The following is an 18,334-nucleotide window of genomic DNA, read 5'->3' on the forward strand; positions in this document are numbered from 1 at the left end:
GCGCGAGCCCGACCAGCAGGCTCCCCACCCCGCCCGCCGCCGCCTCGACCAGGACCCGGTCGCCGGCGCGGACCCCGGCGCGGTCGAACAGCCCGAGGGCGGTCGCGCCGTCGGGCTGCAGGGCCGCGGCCCGCCGCAGGTCCAGGCCGTCCGGGACCGGGAGGAGCGCGGCGGCGTCCGCGACCGCGAGCTCGGCGTTGCCGCCGTCGCCGGCGGCGGTCGGGGCCGCGACCCGGCGGCCGAGCCACCCGGGGTCGACGCCGGGTCCGGCGGCGGCGACGCGGCCCGCGACGCCGCCGCCGGGGACGTACGGGGGCACCGGCAGCGGCGGTCCCGGGCTGACGCCCCGGCGCAGCTGCGTCTCGACGAAGTTGATCTCGGCGACGGCGACCGCCACGACGACCTGCCCGGGGCCCGGCACCGGGGCCGGCGCCTCTCCCGGCACCAGGACCTCCGGCCCGCCGAACCGTTCCACGCGCACGACCCTCATCGGAACTCCCTCGTCGGTCTCCGTGTCGCGGACCATCCTGGGACCTCGAGCAGACTTGAGGTCAAGTGCGCTCGCGCTGCACGCGGACGACCTCCCGGAACGCGTCCTTGAAGGCGGCGTAGCGCTCGGCGCCGAGGCTCTCGGCGTGGCGGCGCTCCATGTCCGCGAGGATCGCGCGGGCCTTGGCGATCTCGTCCCGGCCGCGGTCGGTGGGGACGACGCGCTTGGCGCGGCGGTCGTCCGGGTCGGGCTCGCGGCGGACGTAGCCGAGCGCGGCGAGCTCGTCCACGATCGTGCCGACGATCTGCTTGTGCTGGCCGGTGCGCGCGGCGAGTTCCGTCGCGCGCGCGCCGTCCCGGCCGAGGAAGGCCAGGACGCTCCCGTGCCGCGGGCGCACGTCGGGGTGCCCCTGCTCGGCGAGCCGCTCGAACAGTTCGTCCTGCAGCGCGCGCATCAGCTGTCCGGCGAGCATGCCCACGTCGGGGCCTCCCTGCTTCTCGTCCACGCTCTCCCCAACTTAGTCACGATCATTGACTATCAACATTCTTGATTATATCGTGGAGACACGGAACGCACCTCCCCCGGAAGGGAACGGGCCCATGAGCGGCACGGACGTGGACGTCTACATCGACACCAAGCTCGACCCGAAGCATCACGACACCGTCGCCGCCCTGCGCGCCCTCATGGCCGACGCCGCGCCGGACGCCGCGGAGTGCCTCACCTACGGCTCCCCCGCCTGGCGGGGGACGAAGATCCTCGCCGTGATCAGCCCCAGCAAGACGCACCTGACCTTCGCCTTCGAGCGCGGCGCGGAGTTCGACGACCCGCACGGCCTGCTGCAGGGCGTCGGGAAGCGGACCCGGCACGTCAAGATCAAGCCCGGGGCCGGCCTCGACGAGACGGCGCTGCGCGGCTACATCGCCCAGGCCGTCGCCCTCGACCGCGCATGAGGAACCGCCCCCCGGGCACGGGCCCGGGGGGCGGTTCGAGCGCGGTTCCGGCCGCCGGTCAGGCCGTGCCGTGGAACGTGTGCTCGCCGGAGCCGACGGTCACCGGCGCGTCGCGGCCGGGGACCCGCACCTCGGCGGTGCTGCCCGCCGGCACGGTCGCCTTCAGGGTGACGCGGCCGTTCTTCAGCCGCCACGACGAGCGGGCCTCGCCGAAGGGCGTCCGCCGGGTGGCGGAAGCGCTGGTCAGGTCACCGACGACGGACGGCGCGATCAGCAGCTTCCGGTAGCCCGCCGAACCGTCGGCCTGCCGGATCCCGGCCAGGTGGCCGCTGAACCAGGCGTCGATCGCGCCGAGCATGAAGTGGTTCTGCGACTGGCCGCTGCCGCCGTCCCAGGTCTCGCCGAGCGCGGTGTTGCCGTGCTCGACCTGGTACCCGTAGCTCGGGCTGTCGGTCTGGGTGGCGACCTTGTAGAGGACGTCGTCGGGCAGCACCCGCAGCGCGGAGGGCAGCGAGATCTCGCCGAGGACGAGGTTCCAGCCCTTCTCCTCGATGGACCCGATCAGGTGGTCGAGCAGCCGCTGCCGCTGGTCGTCCGGGACGGCGCCCATGTCGAGCGCGATCGCCTCCGCGCCGTGCCCGCCGCCGCCGAACGTCCCGGTCTCCGGGTCGTACAGCTCGTCCGCCAGGGCCTTGGCGCTGAGGTCGGCCTTGGCCCGGAACGCGGCGGCCTCGGCGGGCTCGCCGAGCGTGTCGGCGATCTTGGCGAGGGTGTTGTTGAGGCTCCACCAGCCGAACGTGCCCGAGACCAGCTTCGGGAACGTGCGGTCGGGGCTGAACCAGTCGCCGAGCGTGTAGTCGGTCAGCCCGTTCTCGACCCGGCCCTCGATGTGCGCGGCGTACCGCTTCATCTGCGGGTAGTACGTCCGCATCGTCTCGACGTCGCCGTACTCCTGGTACAGCTGCCACGGGACGTGGACGAACGCGCCGCCCCAGTTCGAGTCGTCCCGGTACGAGCCCGCCAGGATCGTGTAGTCCGGGACGGTCGAGGGGATGAGGCCCGTCTCGGTCTGCGCGTCCGCCATGTCCTGGACGACCTTGCGCAGATGCGCGTGCACGTCGTAGTTGGCGGCGAGGGTGGGGCCGACGAGGTGGTCCTGCTCCAGCCAGCCGAGCTTCTCGCGGCTCGGGCAGTCGGTGAAGACGCTCATCATGTTGCCCTCGACGGCGCGGCGGACCAGCCCGTGGATGCTGTTGATCAGGCCGTTCGACGAGTCGAACGAACCGGCCGAGTCGTTGTCGGCGTGCAGCACCTGGCCGTTGACGCGGATCGACGCGCCCTTCGGCAGCCCCTGGACCTCCAGGTAGCGGAAGCCGTGGTAGGAGAACCGCGGGTGCCAGGTCTCGGGACGCGACGACCGGGTGGTGTACTCGTCCCAGATCGGGGCGCCCACGTTGCTGATCGACTGGTTGACGCGCCCGTCCTTGAGGCTCTCGGCCGGCAGGATCCGGACGGACGTCCCGGCGGGCGCGTCGATCGTGATCTCCGGGCGGCCCGCGATGTTGCGGCCGACGTCGAACACCTTGTAGCCGTCGCCGGAGCCGACCTCGCGGCCCCGCAGCTCGTCGATGACGCGGACCGGCTCGGACATCCGGCCGGCCGGCGGGCCGGGCGCCGCCACCGGGACGGCGTCCTCCCAGCCCTTGCGGGACGCGCCGGGGCGGTCCCAGCCGGGGCGCTCGCGGCGGGCGTCGTGGTCCTCGCCGCCGTACCAGTTGGAGAAGGTGACGGGCCCGAGGACGGTCTTCCAGCTCCCGTCGCTGACGATGCGCCGCACCGACCCGTCCCGCAGCGTCACCTCGAGCTGCGCCATCACCTTCGGGTCGCTGAAGGTGTCGGCGAACTTGCGGTACCGGTCGGGCGTGGAGACCACGTTGGCGATGCCGTTGCCCAGCTCGACGCCCAGGGTGTTGCCGCCGGAGCGCAGCATCTTCGTCACGTCGTAGGTCGCGTACTGGACGCGGTCGGCGAAGTCGGTGTTGGCCGGTTCGAGTTCGGCGTCGCCGATGCGGCGGCCGTTCAGCCGCGCCTCGTAGACGCCGAGGCCGGCGATGTAGAGGCGGGCGCCGCGGACGCCGGCCGGCAGCCGGAAGTCCTTCGCGAAGATCGGCATGGCCTCCGGGACGAGCGCCGCCGGCGGCTCCCGGTCCGCGACCTCCTTGCGGGTGGTGAACGGGCCGTCGGCGGCGTCGGCCGTGCCGACCGCGAAGTCGGCGGGCGTGTGCGGCGCCCGGCCGCCCTCGCCGGGCAGGTCGGTGCGCGGCCACAGGACGACCTGGTCGAACGAGCGCGCCTCGCGGAGGTCGACGGTGAGCGTCAGCGGCTCGTCGGACAGGTCCGCGTCGCCGTGCGCGGAGCTGCGCCAGCCCGCCCGCTCCTGGTTCGTGGTGCGGGTGCCGTCGGTCAGGTGCCGCGTCATCCACTTGCGGTTGACGTCCCCGCCGGTGTCGGACGCGGTGACGGTGCGGCCCTGCGCGAGGTTCGTGTCCGGGTCGCCGGAGTCGCGCACCTCGAGTTCGGCGAGCGCCAGCCGGTAGGCGTCGCCGTCGAGGGTCTCCTCGAGCGGCAGGCCCAGCCCGGTCACGTTCAGCCGGACGAACCGGGCGGTGGTGTCCGGCAGCTCCACCACGATCGGGGCGGGCTCCTTGTCCTTGATCTGCCAGTCCTCCTGGGTGATCCAGCGGCCCTGCCAGTCGCTCTGCGCGGTCAGGCCGGTCTCGAACCAGGACGGCGACGACCACCCGGAGGGCCGCCCGTCCGTCCAGACGCGGACCCGCCAGTACACGCGGGTGCGGCTGCCGACCTTCTTCCCGGCGTAGTCGGCCTGCGGGAACGCCGACTCGACGCGGCCGGAGTCCCACAGGTCGGGGCGCCCGCGGTGCAGCGACCGCTCGCTGGTGGCGGCCTGGATCTGGTACGCGGTCTGGAGGACGTTCCGTCCGCCGCGCAGCTGCCAGGTGAGCGGCGGGGTGGTGTCGTCGATCCCCATGGCCTCGTTCAGGTGGAACGCCTCCAGCCCGACGGGCCGGACGCCGCCCGCGGCGTGCGCGGGCGCGGACACGAGCGTCAGCGGAAGCGCGACGGTGATCGCCGCGGCGGCGAGCCCGCGCAGTTTCTTCTTGGGCAGGTTTTCGGGCACGGATGCTCCTACTGCTCGTCGGCCAGGGCCGAGATCTGGGACGCCGTGAGGGCGTGGTCGTAGAGGCGGAAGCCGGACACCGCGCCGTGCAGGTGGGGGCGGCGGGTGTCCTGCTGGTCGCCGAGGTAGTTGGCGGTGGTCGCGCCGAGCGCGAGGGGGCTCATGACGAGGCCGTCGTTGCGGCCGGCCTCGGCGCCGTCGAGGTAGAGGACGGCCGAGCCCTTCCCGGCCGTGACGGCGACGTGCGTCCAGGCGCCGGTGGGCAGGGCGGACGGGGCGTCGGCGACGTCCTCGCCCTCCATGCCGGTGACGCGCATCCCGAACCGCGCCCGGCCGGCCCCGGTGCGGGCGGTCACCGCGAAGTACGTCTCCCGGTTGAAGCCGAGGTCGAAGACCCGCACGTTGTTCTCGAGCGAGTCGAGCCGGACCCGCAGCACGACCGTCAGCTCGTCCAGGCCGCCGAGCAGCCCGGGCGGGAGCAGGACGTGCCCGCCCCGCCCGTCGAGGACGACGGAGTCGCCGTCCCCCGCCCAGGACGCCCCCGCGGCGAGCTTCGCGTCCGGCCACCGGCCCGCGGCGTCGGCGAGGCTGCGGCCGCGCAGCGGGAAGTGCGCCAGCAGCCCCGGCCGGTGCCGGTGCGCCGGCGTCAGCCAGTAGACGCTGTAGCGCTCGTGCTGGACGTCCGCGAACGGCTTCAGCTCGACCTCGGTGCCGTCGGCCCGCACCGTGTAGTGCAGCGGGCGGTGGCGGTCGGGGCGCAGCGACCGCGGGTCGACCGCCGGGAAGGTGGCGAGCGCCCGGTCCCCGTACCGTCCGGCCAGGACGACCGGGCCGACGGTGACGGCCTGCACGTTCGGGTTGTCGGGGGCCTTGCGCCACACCGGCGCCATCGGCGTCGACAGCTCCACGACGTCGCCGCGCCGCCAGTGCCGCTCGATCTCGGCGTAGCGGCCCGGGCGGACGCGCACCGGCACCGCCCGCCCGTTCACCCGGACGCGCGGCTGCCGGCCCCGGGCACCCAGCCACCCCGGGATGCGGAGCTTGAGGGTGAAGCGGGACGAGCCACGCGTCACGGTGAGGCGCGTCCGGTCGGCGTACGGGTAACCGGTCTCCTGCCTGATCCCGACGCCGCGCTCCCGCCACGTCAGCTCGGACGGGATGAACAGGTTGACGTACAGCTCGTCCTTCGTGCGGAAGTAGATGCTGTCGGCGAACTTCGTGTGCGTCTCCATGGCGGTGCCGTGGTCGCAGGAGAAGTTGTCGTAGTCGCCGCTGTAGCTGCCGGGCGCCGCGCCGAGGCCGCCCTTCGGCTCGCGCCGCGACCCCGGCCACAGGCCCGTGTAGTACGTGACGAACCCGTGCTCGGACTCGGGGTCCTGCTGGCCCAGCATCTGGTTCAGCAGGGTCCACTCGTAGTGGTCCATGTACGCGGACTCGTCCGGGTCGTGCAGGAACAGCAGCCGCGACAGCTTCAGCATGTTGTAGCTGTTGCAGTTCTCGCAGGTGTCCGACCCGAGCCGGGAGGCGATCTGGTCCGGCGGGCAGAACATCTCGTTGTTGCTGTTGCCGCCGATCACGTACGTGTGGTGGTGGACGACCGTGTCCCAGAAGAACGCCGCGATGTCGCGGTAGCGGGCGTCGCCGGTCGCCTCGTACTCCCGCAGCGCGCCGACGATCTTCGGGATCTGGGTGTTGGCGTGGTACCCGTCGAGGGCGTCGCGGCGCTCGGCGAGCGGGCCGTAGATCTCCTCGTGGTCGAACCGGCGGGCCGTCCGCAGGTGCGCGGGGTCGCCGGTCACCTGGTGGAGGGCGGCCAGCACCTCGTTCATGCCGCCGAACTCGACCCGCAGGATCTCCTGCATCCGCTCGTGGCCCAGCTTGCCGTTGCGGGCCTCGGCCCACGCCGCCATGCCGGTCACGACGTCGAGCGCCTGTCGGTTCCCGCTCATCGTGTACTGGTCGAGCAGCCCCGCCATGATCTTGTGGATCGTGTAGTAGGGCGCCCACGGCTTCCCGCCGGACTCCAGGTCCTCGAAGACCGACTCGGGGAACGCCGACAGGTAGCCGGCCGTGAACCCGGCCGACGCGGCCGCCGCCTGGCACTTCGCCAGCTCGGCGACGATGTACCGGCCCTTGGCGGCGAACGCGTCGTCGCCGGTGTTCGCGTGGGCCTGCGCGAGGCCGGACAGCAGGTGGCCCGTCGAGTGCCCGCGCAGCAGGACGTCCGGCGCCTCCCACCCGCCGCACGGCTCGGCCGACGACGGCAGCCCGGCGTTCGTCCGGAACGTGTGCAGCAGCCGGTCGGCGTCGACGAACTTCAGGTAGGCGCAGGTCCGCGCCATGTTGGCGCGGAACGGGCCGTCGAGGAGCGCGACGTCGGAGAGCGGGAAGGGCGCGAGGGCCCCGCCCGCCGGACGTCCGGGCCGGGTGCCGGCGAGCGCCGGGGGCGCCGCCGGGAGCGCGAGCGCGGTGGCGGTGGCACCCGCCGTGCCGATGAAGGCACGGCGGGTGAACGGAGCGGCCGTCATGCGCGCTTGCTCCGGATGCGGTGGTCACCGCGCAGGCCCTCGACGTACACGTAGGCGCCGTCGGACGAGACGCCGCGGGCGTGCGCCCGGCGGCCGTCCCACACCAGGCGGCCGTCCACCCGGACCTCGACGCGCTCGCCGAACGTCGGCACGCCGACCCGTCCGGTCGCCTGCCGCGGGGCGTCCAGGCGGGCGCTGAACGCGCCGTGCTTCGAGACGTTCCAGGACGCCTCGACCTCGCCGGCCGTCGTGGTGATGCTGCCCCGGGCGAACGACAGGTCCGCGGTGTGCGGGACGAAGTCGAACGAGCGCCCGCCGGCGCCGGTCGGCTTCAGGCCGAGGACGTTGAAGGTCAGCGCGGGGGTCGGGCCGGTCGCCCAGGCGTGGGCGAGCGACACGTACGAGCTGCAGAACGCGCAGCCGTCCTCGGCGTTGCGGAACGACTCCCAGAAGGTGCTCTCGGTGCCCTCCGGGTGGTTCAGCATGTAGCCCCACTGGCGCCGGATGATGTCGACGCCGGCCTGGTCGGCCTCGCGGGTCCCGGCGTTGAAGTGGGCGTTGACCTCCATCGACCCGGAGAAGACGCCCGGGTTGCCCTTGTTCTCGGGCGCGGTGGTGCCGATCTCGGTCCAGTTGCCCTTCAGGTACTCGCTGATGCGGCGGGCCTTGGCGTCGCCGGCCAGGCCGTACCAGACGGCGACCGAGTTGCCCGCCTGCGGGTGGATGTCGGAGTCGGGGTAGAACCGGTAGGCGCCGGCCTCCTCGTCCCACAGGTGCGTGTCGATCGCCTCGCGGATCGCTTCCGCGCGCTGCGCGTAGGAGCGGGCGAGGCCGCGGTCGCCCCGCGCCTCGGCCATCTTCGCGCCGGTGTCCAGGACGCGCCACGTCAGGGCGTTCGCGATGAGGTTCTCGCCCTCGGCGAGGATCCGGACGGAGTCGCTCGTCCCGGTGATGTGGACGAGGCCCTTGTCCCGGATCTTGCCGGTGATGAACTCGACGCCCTCGGTGTAGTCGTCCCAGATCGTCGACAGCCAGCGCCGGTCGCCGGTGTGCAGGTAGTGGTCCCAGGTCGCGACGAGGGTCCACAGGTGGTAGGTGTCCGAGCCGTACTTGTCCAGCTCGGGGCCCGCGTACGGCAGCTCGCCGGTGTCGAGCTGCTGCCGGTAGACGGTCGTGAGGGCGTTCTCGGCCGACTCGGTGTCGTCGAACGCCGCGTACGCGGCGGGGACCTCGATGCCGAGGTCGCCCGGCCAGACCGTCCGGTCGCGCTTGGCGCCGTCCACGAGGATGGTGTCGCCGACGCCGACCGTGCCGGTGTTGTCCCACAGCTCGGCGGGCGGCTCCCAGACCCGGCCCCGCTTCGGGGAGATCGTGTTGAGCTGGACGGTGTACGCCCCGGCGTACCAGATCCGGTTGAGCAGGTCGTCGGACGAGTAGAAGTAGTTCGCGTAGTCCGACGGGTCCTTCATCGCCGGCGCGGCGGTGAAGTGCACGGAGACCTTGTCGAGCTCGACGGTGCCCGGGCCCTGCAGGAAGATCGTCAGGTAGCGGAAGCCGCCGCGCAGGTGCGGGTCGGGCGTGGTGTAGGCCGTCCGCCCGTCGACGTCGACCGTGAGGGCGCCGTCGCGCGAGCGGGGGCCGCCCGTGGACGCGTCGCTCGTCGTGCCGACGTACGTGGACGACTCCGCGAACGCGAGGCCGACCTTGCGCGGCCCGTCGGAGTCGGCGAAGTGCAGACCGGTGAGGCCGCCGACCTCCTTGCCGAAGTCGAGCGTGATCGACGCGCCCTCGCCGCTGAGGGTCGTCCGGCGGCCCTTCAGGACGGCCGCCGCGTTCTTCACGTCGCCGGTCGTGCGGAAGACCGACACGGGGCGGAGCGTCCGGGACTTCGACGGCGACAGGACGTACTTCTCCCAGGGGCGGGCGCCGTGCCCGTTGCCGTTGCCGTTGCCGCGGCCGGGGTCGGCCAGGGCGGTTCCCTGGGCCGCCACCAAGGCGGACAGCCCGAGGGCCAGGGCGGCCGCCCCACGGCGGCGCCTGGATACGCTGGAGTGCATGGATTCCTCACATTTCCGGTCTTGAACAGGACGGGGTTGAGGGATTCGCGTGCGGGAGGGCGGGGCCAACGCCCTCCCGCACACGCGTTCCCGGGCCGGTCCGCGGGCGGGCCGCGGACCGGTGGGCCGGGACCGTCGCGGGTCAGCGGGTGCGGACCTCCTCCTCGGCGTAGGGGACGAGGCGGACGGGGCCGATCAGGCCGTAGTCCTGCCGCTTCGCGTTCCCGTAGACGTCGGGGTCGGCGACGCGCAGCCGGTTGTTCAGCGTCGTCGCGACCTCGACCTCGATCGTGTTGCGGCCGCGCCGCAGGTACGGGCCGACGTCGACCTTCGGGACGAGCACGCTGACGGCGGGCAGCCGGCGGCCGTTGACCGTGACGCGGCAGGTGTCGAACACCGAGCCGAGGTCGAGGACCGCGCCGGCGGCGCCGTCCCGGCCGTCCCACTCGACGGTGGTCGAGTAGGTGCCGATGCCGGAGACGTCCGCCAGCTCGGGGATCTGCGGCCACGGCTTGAGCGCGTCGAGCCGCAGGTCGTGCCGCCGCACCCCGTCGGGCGTCATGTCCTCGACGCGCAGCCGCCAGGACGTCAGCTCGCGCGCCGCGGGGACGCGGCGGATCTCGGTCCGGACGGTCCGGCCGTTCGGCAGGGTGGTGGCGTAGGTCCCGGCGGCGGTCGCGCGGGCGACCAGCCGGTTCCGCTCGACGCGCAGCTCGGCGTCCGACGCCGTGGCGTGCGGCGCGTTCCCGCCGTGCGCCAGCTTGATCACGACGGCCTCGCCGGGCTCCAGCGCGATCCGGAGCGTGACCGTGTCGCCGTCCTCCTCGTAGACCGCGACGCGCCGCTCCTCGCCCGTCCACAGGTCCAGCCGGTACGGGACGGCCCGGCGGTCGGAGCGCGTGAACGTGACCTCGTGGTCGATCGGCGCGACCGGCGGCTTCACCTGGTCGGCGTGCTTGCCGTTGACCAGGTAGTAGTAGTCGGCGCGGCGGTCCTCGCGGTGCGCGACGAGGAGCGTGGAGCTCTGCGCGTAGGACACCGCGGGCGTCAGGCCGAGGTCGGCCAGGGCGCCCGGGACGTCCGCCTCCTCGGCGACGACGCGGACGCGGGGCTGCGCGAACAGGTCCTTCAGGACGGCCCGCAGCTTCGCGTTCTCGCCGTCGCGCTCCAGGCCGGGGACGGTCGCCGCGGACCAGTCGCCGAGGAAGACGAGCGGCAGCCCGGCCTTCGTCAGCTTCAGCATGGTGCGGGCGGTGTCCAGCGGGAGCGTGGCTTCCTTGCCGGCGAACCGGTCGCCCTCGACGAACAGCACCTTGTAGGCGGGGCCGTCCGGGGCGAGGCGGCCGCGCCGGACGGTCGCCGAGCGCAGGTCGAGCAGCGGCGCGCTGATGAACTGGTGCGTCCACCCGAGCGGGATGCCCTCCTTGGTGAACCATCCGGCGCCGATGCCGGTCTTGGTGTAGCCCTTCTGCCGGAAGACGGCCACGTCGATGCGGCTCGTGCCGGTGCGCATCGTGTGGTGGATCCGCGACATGTAGGCGGCGATGTCCGGGACGTGGCGCCAGGTCGGCTGCCGCGGCCCCCACGACTCCGAGTAGCCGATGTTGCCGCTGTACGGCGTGAACCCGGCGAAGCCGGGCCACTTCGCGCCGGGGGCCGTGGCGTAGGAGAAGCCGTGCAGGACCGTCTGGTTCAGCCCGGCCGCGTAGGCGCCGCCCATGGTGAGCAGCAGCTTCTCCCAGGTGGTGTTGTAGGCGCCGCCCTGGTACGCGCCCGCCTCGCACGACAGGACCTCGCGGCCCGCCATGTCGCGGCCGCCCGCGAGCGCCCGGTAGTCGTCGAGGTTCTTGAACCCGAGCGACTCGCCCTCGGGGACGTCCAGGATCGTCGCCGCCTGCATGGAGTCGGTCTCCAGCCCGTACGGCTGCGCCCGGTACTCCAGCCCGATCGAGTGCGCCCACTTCGCGATCGCCGCGAAGTGGTTCTCGGCGAACAGGTCGGAGACCGTCAGCCAGAAGTCGTGCCGGACGTGCGAGGTGGTCGCGGCGTCGTAGGTGTACACCGGGTCCTCGTCGTGCCGGACGATGACCGGCAAGTACGGCATCAGGTCGTAGCCGCGCCGCTTGCGGAACTCCTCGGGCAGGGCGGGCGTCCAGTTGAGGGCGTCGGTCTCCAGCTCGATCGAGTCCTCGAACAGCGTCCACCCGGCCTGCCGGATCAGCTTCCGGATGCGCGGGGTGAGGAGCTTCGCCTCCCAGAACGCGGTGACCGCGCGGGTCCCGGCCTTGCTGAAGTGGTCGACGACCGTGCTGGGCGGGTCGCTGTGCGGGCCGGACTCGGGCCGCTGCCCGCTGCCGCGCCGCCAGTACGACAGCAGCACCCAGTCGCCGTCGGACGGCGCGGTCCAGGCGATGCGGCCGTTCGCGGCCTTCGCGGTCAGGTCCTGGAAGGAGCCGGCCGCGAGGCCGGTCTCCTTGCGGGTGTCGTTCGCCGGGTCGAGCCGGACGGCGTGCACCGCGACCAGGTGCCGCTTGGTGACGCCGTCCGCGGGCGCCGCGACCGGCTCGGGGACGGGCCCGTCGTGCGTCGCCCCCGCCTTCACCGTGGCCGCGCCGTACGCGAGCTCCTGGACGGCGGCCTCGTCGTCCGGGGTGATCGACGGGACGGCCGCGGGCCACGCCGGGCCCATCGTCAGGTCGACCGTGACGCCGCGGCGCCGCGCCTGGTCGAGCGCCGCCTCGACGGCCTCGTTCCACGCGGGGGTGCCCCAGCCGTGCTTCTTCGGGTCGAGGAGCGACTTGTCGTCGATGCTGTGGTGCAGCGCGACGATCTCCGCGCCGCCGAAGCCGGCGTCGGCGATCTGGTCGATCTCCCGGCGGATTTCGCGCGGGTCGACGTGGGCGTCCGGCCACCACCAGCGGAACCGGGGCCGGACGGCCGCGGCCGGGCGGGCGAACTTGCCGTGCCCGCCCGGGCCGTTCCCGGGCTTGGCGGCGGCGACGGCGGTCTCTCCCCCGAGCGCGGGCACGGCGGCCGCGGCGACGGCGGCGGCGCCGCCGATCTGCAGGACGCGCCTGCGCGAGACCTCGTTGCGGTCGTTCAACTCTTTCCTCCTGTGCGGATCACTGAAATGCGGCCGGAGCCGACCGGGCCGATGGTGAGGAGCCGCCCGGTGACGTCCCGGCCCGTGGCGCGGGGGGCGTGTGCGTGGGGTCCGATGACGCGGTAGCGGCGCGGGTCGTCGTCGCCGAGCTCGACGACGACGCGGGCCGAGGTGTTGGGCGGGACGTCCGCGTCGAGGCGGTATCCGCGGTCGCGGTCCAGGTCGACGGAGACGGGCCCGCGGACGGTCGGGACGCGGCCCGCGGCGCGGGTGAGGCCGCCGGGGCGGGGCCGGATCTCGATCTCGGCGGCGCCCGGCGCCGTGACCCGCACGCCCAGCACGTGGCGGGGGACGGCGTTCGCGGGCGCCGAGCCCCACGCGTGCGAGAACGTCATGTTGGGTTTGAGGGCCGGGTCCCACGCCTCCGCGACGATCGTGGCGCCGAGGTCGTCCATCATGTGCAGCCACGAGTGCGTGCCGGTCGCGGTCATGAGCCCGATGGCGTCCTCGGCGCGGCCGGCGGCGAACAGCGCGTCGAGGAGGAACTGCGCCCCGTAGACGCTGACCTTCATGCCGCCGGCGGCGAGCGTCCGGCCGAGCGCGGCCAGGACGTCGTCGGGGACGGCGCCGGGCCCGGCCACGCCGAGCGCGACCGGGTAGGCGGTGGCGTGCTGGGCGCCGTGCGCGGTGCCGAGGCCGTCGACGAACCGCCCGCCGGGGGCGTCGAGGAGCTTCGCGCGCATCGCGTCGGCGAGCTTCTCCGCGCGGGCGCGCCAGTCCTTCGCGTCGGCCGTCCGGCCGAGGGCGTCCGCGATCTTCGCCATCGCGTCGAACGCGGCGTACTGGCAGGCGTTGACGACCGTGTTGACCTCGGTGAACACGTACCCGTCCCGGTTGGAGGCGGGCCAGTCGACGAGGTCGCCGAGGTCCTGGCTGGACCGCCCCGGGTCCTTGCGGACGAGGCCGTCGTCGCCGATGAACCGGGTCAGGTGCTTGCCCGCGAGGAGGTCGTAGTCGGCGGCGAGCTGCTCGGGGTCGCCGGTGTGCAAATAGTCCTGCCATGCCGACATGACGTTCATCAGCCGGTACTCGGTCGGCCAGGTGTGGTTGCGGGCGAGGAACGCGTCGGACGCGCGGGCCAGCGCGAACGAGCGCTGCGTCCCGTACTCGGACGCCTGGTTGATCAGCACGTCGCCCTCGTACGGGCCGCGCTCACGGGTCGGGGTGTCGACGTACAGGTCGCCGCGCGTCGCCTCGATCGAGTAGCGGCACATCGCGTACACGCGGTCGAGGTCGGGGCTGGAGCTGGTGAACGAGGCGGCGCCGTCGTCCCAGTCGGCGCGCCAGAACCGCCCGGTGACGGCGCCGGACAGGTCCAGGTCGCCGTCGGTGACGAGCTGCGCGTAGCGGAAGCCGCGGTAGCCCCAGTGCTCGATCGTCTGGGGGCCGTCCCGCAGCGTCCAGATCTCCCGGTAGGTGACCTGGGCGCGCAGGGCGTGCCGGACGGTGCCGTCGCCGTTCAGCTCCTCGCCGAGCCGCACCTCGACGGTCTGCCCCGCCTTCCCGCGCACGGACAGGCGCAGCCCGCCGACGATCTCGCGGCCGAGGTCGACCAGCCACGTGCCGGGCGCGGTCCGGCGGACGGACGCGGGGCGGACGTCGTGCAGCCGGACGGGCTCGACGAGCGCGGGCTCCAGGCCGTCGATCGGGTCCCGGACGGCGGCCGGCTCCCACGCCGCGTCGTCGAACCCCGGCCGCGTCCAGCCCGCGGGCTCGTGCCGCATGTCCCAGTACTCCTGGCGGCAGTGGTAGTACCCGGTGCCGATCGTGCCCGCGTCGCGCAGCATCCCGGCCTGGCGCCGCGCCCGCCAGGCGCGCCCGGTGTCGACGGTCGCGGTCGTCCCGTCGGCGTAGGTGACGGCGAGGCGGGCGACGAACCGCTTGTCCGCGGTGGTGAACGCGAGCGCGGCGAGGGCGTTGCGGCCGGGCCGCAGCAGGCGCGCCACGTCGAACGAGTGGTACTTCGGCGCCCCGGCCCCCGACCGCATCGACGCGAACCCGGCGACCTCGCCGTTCGCCCACACCTTCGCCGGGTACTGCCGGGTCGGCTCCGGCGACTGCGCGGCGACGTGCAGCACCGCCGCCGCGATCTCCTTGCGGGCGAGGACGAACTCCGTGCGCAGCAGCGCCCAGTCGTCGTCGGGCGCCCCCGCCGAGGACAGCGCCGACTGCCCGCCGCCGAGCGTCAGCACGCCGTTCTCGACCGTCCCGGCGGAGAACGTGCCGCGCCCGGCGGTGAAGTCCTCGTCGAGGACGGCGGTGCCGTCGGCGGCGGTGAACGCGACGCGGTCCCAGGCGTTGGACTCCGTCGACCCGTTGCGCATCCCGACCGTGCCCGTGCGGTGCGTGCCGTCGGCGGTCGTGTCGACGACCGTCCCGTCGATCGAGGTCGTGAACGTGTCGCCCGCCATCTCGATCGCGACGTCGTACCAGCGTCCCGTCTCGACGGGGACGGCGAGGGCCTTCTCCTCCAGCACCCGGTAGGAGCCGTCCACGCACACGTGCTTCTTCAGCACCCCGGGCGTCCCGGCGCGGAGCTGCCACAGGTAGTTGGCGCCGGCGCCGGACGCCCGGAACCACAGGCTCGCGGCGACGGCCGCGATGCGCACGCGGGCGGTGAGGACGCCGTCGCCGGGCGCCTCGGCCGCCGGGGCCCAGACCGGGTCGGCGGTCCACGCGTCCACGCCGGTGGCGAGCAGCGCGGGCTCCGACCAGCGGGACGCGCGGTTCCCGTCGTACGTCCGGACCCGCCACCAGTACGCCGTCTCGGGGGCGAGGTCGGGGCCGCCGTACGGGACGGCCGCGGAGTCGGCCGACGCGACGCGGCCGCTGTCCCACGTGCGCGGGCCGCGCTCGAGCCCGCGCGGGGTCGTCGCGAACTGGAGCCGGTAGTGGGTCTGCTTCGTGTCGTGCCCCAGGTCGGCGACCTGCCAGCTCAACCGGGGCCGCGCGGCCCGCACGCCGAGGCCGGCCGGGAGGAGCGAGGTCAGCAGCCCGGACGGCGCCCGCCGCGCGGCCCCCGGCGCGGGGGCCGCGGCGGCGGTGCCGGCCAGCGGGCCGGCGAGGGGGCCCGCGGAGCCGAGGACGACGGCGCCGGCCGTCCCGGCGGTCGAGGCCGCCAGGAAGCGGCGGCGACTCATGCCCGTTTCGTTGGTCATGGAGCGTTCCCTACAGGTGGTTCGAACGGAAGTGGACGTGACCGGAGCCGACCTCGAAGACCGCGTAGCCGTCCTCCATGCGGACGAACGCGGCGCGGCCGCCGCCGGAGACCCGGACGTCGCGGGCGGAGCGGGCGGGGACGCGGACCTCGGCGCGGACGTTCACCGGGACGTCCACCGACAGCGAGAGGCCGCCGCCGCGGCGCTGCCAGCTCACGCCGACGTCGCCGCGCTGCACCGGGACGGTGCCGGACGCCTCCTCCACACCCGCCTCCGGCGGCCGCACCCGGACCGCGGCCCCGGCCGGGCTCGTGACGGTGACGCCGAGGAGCGTCTTCTGGATCTCGATGAGCGACGTCGCGCCCCACGGGTGCGAGAGGCTCTGGCCCTCCTCGCGGGCGTCCCACGACTCCCAGGTGAACGTGCCGCCCCGCGCGAGGATGTTGCCCCAGCCCGGCCCCTCGGTGTCGGTGAGCCGCTCGACGACGTCGCCCGGACGGCCCGCGAGGGCCTCCAGCAGGCGGTGGGCGGTCATCGGGCCCATCCGCATGCCGAGCCCGGCGACGTACTCCTCGACCGCCGCGCGCGACCCGGCGGGCGCGACGCCGTACGCGAGGGCGTAGGCGTTCGCGATCTGCGACGCGTGCGCGCTCTGCGCCCCGTCGCTCTTGAGGCCGTCGATGTAGACGCCGTCGTCCCGGCGGAGCCGCTCGTTGACCGCCTTCGTGAGCGCGGCGGCGTCCGCGCGCAGCCCGGCCGCCTCCGCCTTCTTCCCGAGCGCCTCGGCGGCGCGGGCGGTGGCGTTGAGGACGTCCACGCCGAGGACGTTGATGACCGTGCGGGCGGCCGTGTCCATGTCGTGCCCGTACCGCATGGTCGCGGGCCAGTCGATGATGCCGTACCGGTACTGGCCCGAGCCGCCCTCCAGGTTCGTGACCAGGCCGGTGCCGGCGTCGACGTGGCGGCGGACGTACCCGGCGACGGCCGTCATGACCGGGTAGGCGTCCGCCAGGGTGGCGGTGTCGCCGGACTGGAGGTAGTAGTCCCAGATCCAGCCGGGGAACATCTCGGTGTAGTCGGGGATGTCGCGCTTGCCGTCGCCGTTCGGGTAGACGGCGTTGAGGCGCCCGTCCGGCCAGTGCCGCCGCTGCGACGCCATGAACTCGTAGATCGCCTGGCGGGTGAGGCGCCGCGCCCCGTAGGCGCCCATCATCGCCTTGGAGACGTCGACCGAGTCGCCGAGGAACTGGCCCTTCTCGCGGGTCGGGGTGTCGAGGAACTGCTCCTGCGACCCGTACAGCGCCGACCGCGCCATCAGGTCGTAGGCCGCGTCCACCCCCGCGTCGGACGTGCGCAGCCGCGCCTCGCGCCCGACCTCGGTGTGCTGCACGACCGCCGAGACGTCGCCCGGGGACGCCCCCGAGCCGGGGGCGATCTCCAGGTAGCGCCAGCCGGCGAACGTGAGGGCGCGGAACGTCTGGTCGCCGTCGCGCTGGGTGTAGCCGAAGGCGAGGTCGGTGTTCTGGTTGTCGTCGGAGTCGCGCGACACCGACCCGTCCTCGGCGAGCCGGTACCCGGCGTGCATCGCGACGCGGCGGCCCGCCTCGCCGTCGCGGAACCGGACGACCGGCACGGCGGGGATCACCCTGCCGAAGTCGGCGACGAGCGCGCCCGAGTCGAGCCGCGCGACCTTCACCGGACGGACCGTCTCGTGCGCCAGGTCGGTCTCCTGGCCGCGCAGGTGCGTGAAGGGTTCGGCCGGGTGCTCCCCGACGACCTCGGGCGCCTGCCAGGACGCGGCGTCGAAGCCCGGCTCGTCCCAGCCGTCCCGCACCGCCGTCCCGTCGATCTCCTCGACGTAGTCGCCGCCGTCGCCGTTGCGGCGCGGCGCGTCCTTCCAGGGGCCGGGCGACACCTTCCACGAGCCGTCGGTGACGACGACCCGGCGGGTGCCGTCGGCGTGCTCGACGACGAGCCGGACGAGCAGGCCCGGCGCGCCCTTCGGCCGCCCCTGCCCGGAGCCGTACCAGTGGTAGAGGGCGCCGATCGTGTTCTCCCGGCCGGCGCGGATCTTCGAGGTGACGTCGACGGTCTCGTAGTAGCCCTCGTCGGGGTGGGCGAACGCGGCGCCGTGCTCGATCGCCTCGCCGTTGAGGTGCAGGACGAACTGCTGCCCGGCGGCCACGTGGACGCGGGCCCGCACGATCTCCGACCGTCCGGCGGTGAAGTCCTTGCGGGCGAGGGTGTACTCGTCGGGGTCGTCGGTGGCGCGGCGGATCCAGTGCGCGTCCCAGTCCCCGTCGCCGATGCCGGTGTCGAAGGAGGCGGGCCGCGACCAGGGAGAGCGCTTTCCGGTGCGGTCCCAGGTGCGGACCCGCCACGTGAAGGCGGCGCCGGGCGCCAGCGCCCGCCCGCCGTAGGCGACGTACTCCTGGCGGCCGGAGCGGACGCGGCCGCTGTCCCAGACGACGGCGCCGGACGCGTCGCGCACCTCGATCTCGTACGCGGTCTGGATCTCGCCGGGGTCGCGGTCGCGCGGCCACCAGCCGAACAGGGGCGCGCCCTCGACGTTCAGCGGGCGCGACCGGTCGTCGACGGTCAGGCGGGCGGGGGCCTGCGGCGCGTGCCCGGCCTTCAGCGCCGCCTGGGCGGTGCCGGGCGGGCCGACGGCGGTCGCGGCGAGCAGCGTCGCGGCGGGGGCGGGGGAGGGCAGGGGGCGGCGGGGGGGGGGGCGGGCTGTATATTAGACATGTGGCGCGCACCGACCGGGAGCGTGAGTGTTCGGTGGG

The 18,334-nt window shown here is 74.1% G+C and carries 9 protein-coding genes; 1 reads left to right on the forward strand and 8 read right to left on the reverse strand.

What is annotated here, in order from left to right; all coding sequences use genetic code 11:
* Nucleotides 1–490: alcohol dehydrogenase catalytic domain-containing protein (locus DMH08_RS31425; RefSeq protein WP_442778660.1), on the reverse strand; the 490-nt coding region annotated here is incomplete at its 3' end.
* A gap of 61 nt (nt 491–551) precedes the next feature.
* Complete coding sequence (locus DMH08_RS31430; RefSeq protein ID WP_233617919.1) at nt 552–995, reverse strand: MarR family winged helix-turn-helix transcriptional regulator; 444 nt, start codon at nt 993–995, stop codon at nt 552–554.
* A gap of 94 nt (nt 996–1,089) precedes the next feature.
* Here DMH08_RS31430 and DMH08_RS31435 point away from each other — a divergent pair, with 94 nt between their 5' ends.
* A complete protein-coding gene (locus DMH08_RS31435) occupies nt 1,090–1,440 on the forward strand; it encodes a DUF1801 domain-containing protein (protein ID WP_125619596.1) in 351 nt (116 codons plus the stop codon).
* A 58-nt stretch (nt 1,441–1,498) separates the two neighbouring features.
* Here DMH08_RS31435 and DMH08_RS31440 read toward each other — a convergent pair whose 3' ends face one another.
* From DMH08_RS31440 to DMH08_RS31465, 6 genes are all read right to left on the reverse strand, one after another.
* Nucleotides 1,499–4,639: a family 78 glycoside hydrolase catalytic domain gene (locus DMH08_RS31440; protein WP_199748099.1), complete on the reverse strand. Its 3,141-nt coding sequence runs from the start codon at nt 4,637–4,639 to the stop codon at nt 1,499–1,501.
* A gap of 8 nt (nt 4,640–4,647) precedes the next feature.
* Nucleotides 4,648–7,167 (reverse strand): glycoside hydrolase family 127 protein, encoded by a 2,520-nt coding sequence (locus DMH08_RS31445; protein ID WP_125619598.1) that lies wholly within the window; start codon nt 7,165–7,167, stop codon nt 4,648–4,650.
* Nucleotides 7,164–9,224, reverse strand: coding sequence for an alpha-L-rhamnosidase-related protein (locus DMH08_RS31450; protein WP_125619600.1), 2,061 nt, complete (start codon nt 9,222–9,224; stop codon nt 7,164–7,166). Before DMH08_RS31450 ends, DMH08_RS31445 begins: the two co-directional genes overlap by 4 nt.
* Before the next feature lie 142 nt (nt 9,225–9,366).
* Nucleotides 9,367–12,327 (reverse strand): glycosyl hydrolase, encoded by a 2,961-nt coding sequence (locus DMH08_RS31455; RefSeq protein ID WP_125619602.1) that lies wholly within the window; start codon nt 12,325–12,327, stop codon nt 9,367–9,369.
* Nucleotides 12,324–15,545: a family 78 glycoside hydrolase catalytic domain gene (locus DMH08_RS31460; protein ID WP_125619604.1), complete on the reverse strand. Its 3,222-nt coding sequence runs from the start codon at nt 15,543–15,545 to the stop codon at nt 12,324–12,326. The genes DMH08_RS31455 and DMH08_RS31460 overlap by 4 nt, the downstream gene beginning before the upstream one ends.
* Nucleotides 15,546–15,555: 10 nt before the next feature.
* A complete protein-coding gene (locus DMH08_RS31465; RefSeq protein ID WP_442778661.1) occupies nt 15,556–18,258 on the reverse strand; it encodes a family 78 glycoside hydrolase catalytic domain in 2,703 nt (900 codons plus the stop codon).
* Nucleotides 18,259–18,334: the final 76 nt, after the last annotated feature.

Source organism: Actinomadura sp. WAC 06369 (genome assembly GCF_003947565.1).
Classification (GTDB): Bacteria; Actinomycetota; Actinomycetes; order Streptosporangiales; family Streptosporangiaceae; genus Spirillospora; species Spirillospora rifamycini.

Bases quoted from the DNA above. Each gene is read 5' to 3' on its own strand.
- DMH08_RS31460 (WP_125619604.1), bottom strand. From the start codon at position 15,545: ATGACCAACGAAACGGGCATGAGTCGCCGCCGCTTCCTGGCGGCCTCG.
- DMH08_RS31435 (WP_125619596.1), top strand. From the start codon at position 1,090: ATGAGCGGCACGGACGTGGACGTCTACATCGACACCAAGCTCGACCCG.
- DMH08_RS31450 (WP_125619600.1), bottom strand. From the start codon at position 9,224: ATGCACTCCAGCGTATCCAGGCGCCGCCGTGGGGCGGCCGCCCTGGCC.
- DMH08_RS31445 (WP_125619598.1), bottom strand. From the start codon at position 7,167: ATGACGGCCGCTCCGTTCACCCGCCGTGCCTTCATCGGCACGGCGGGT.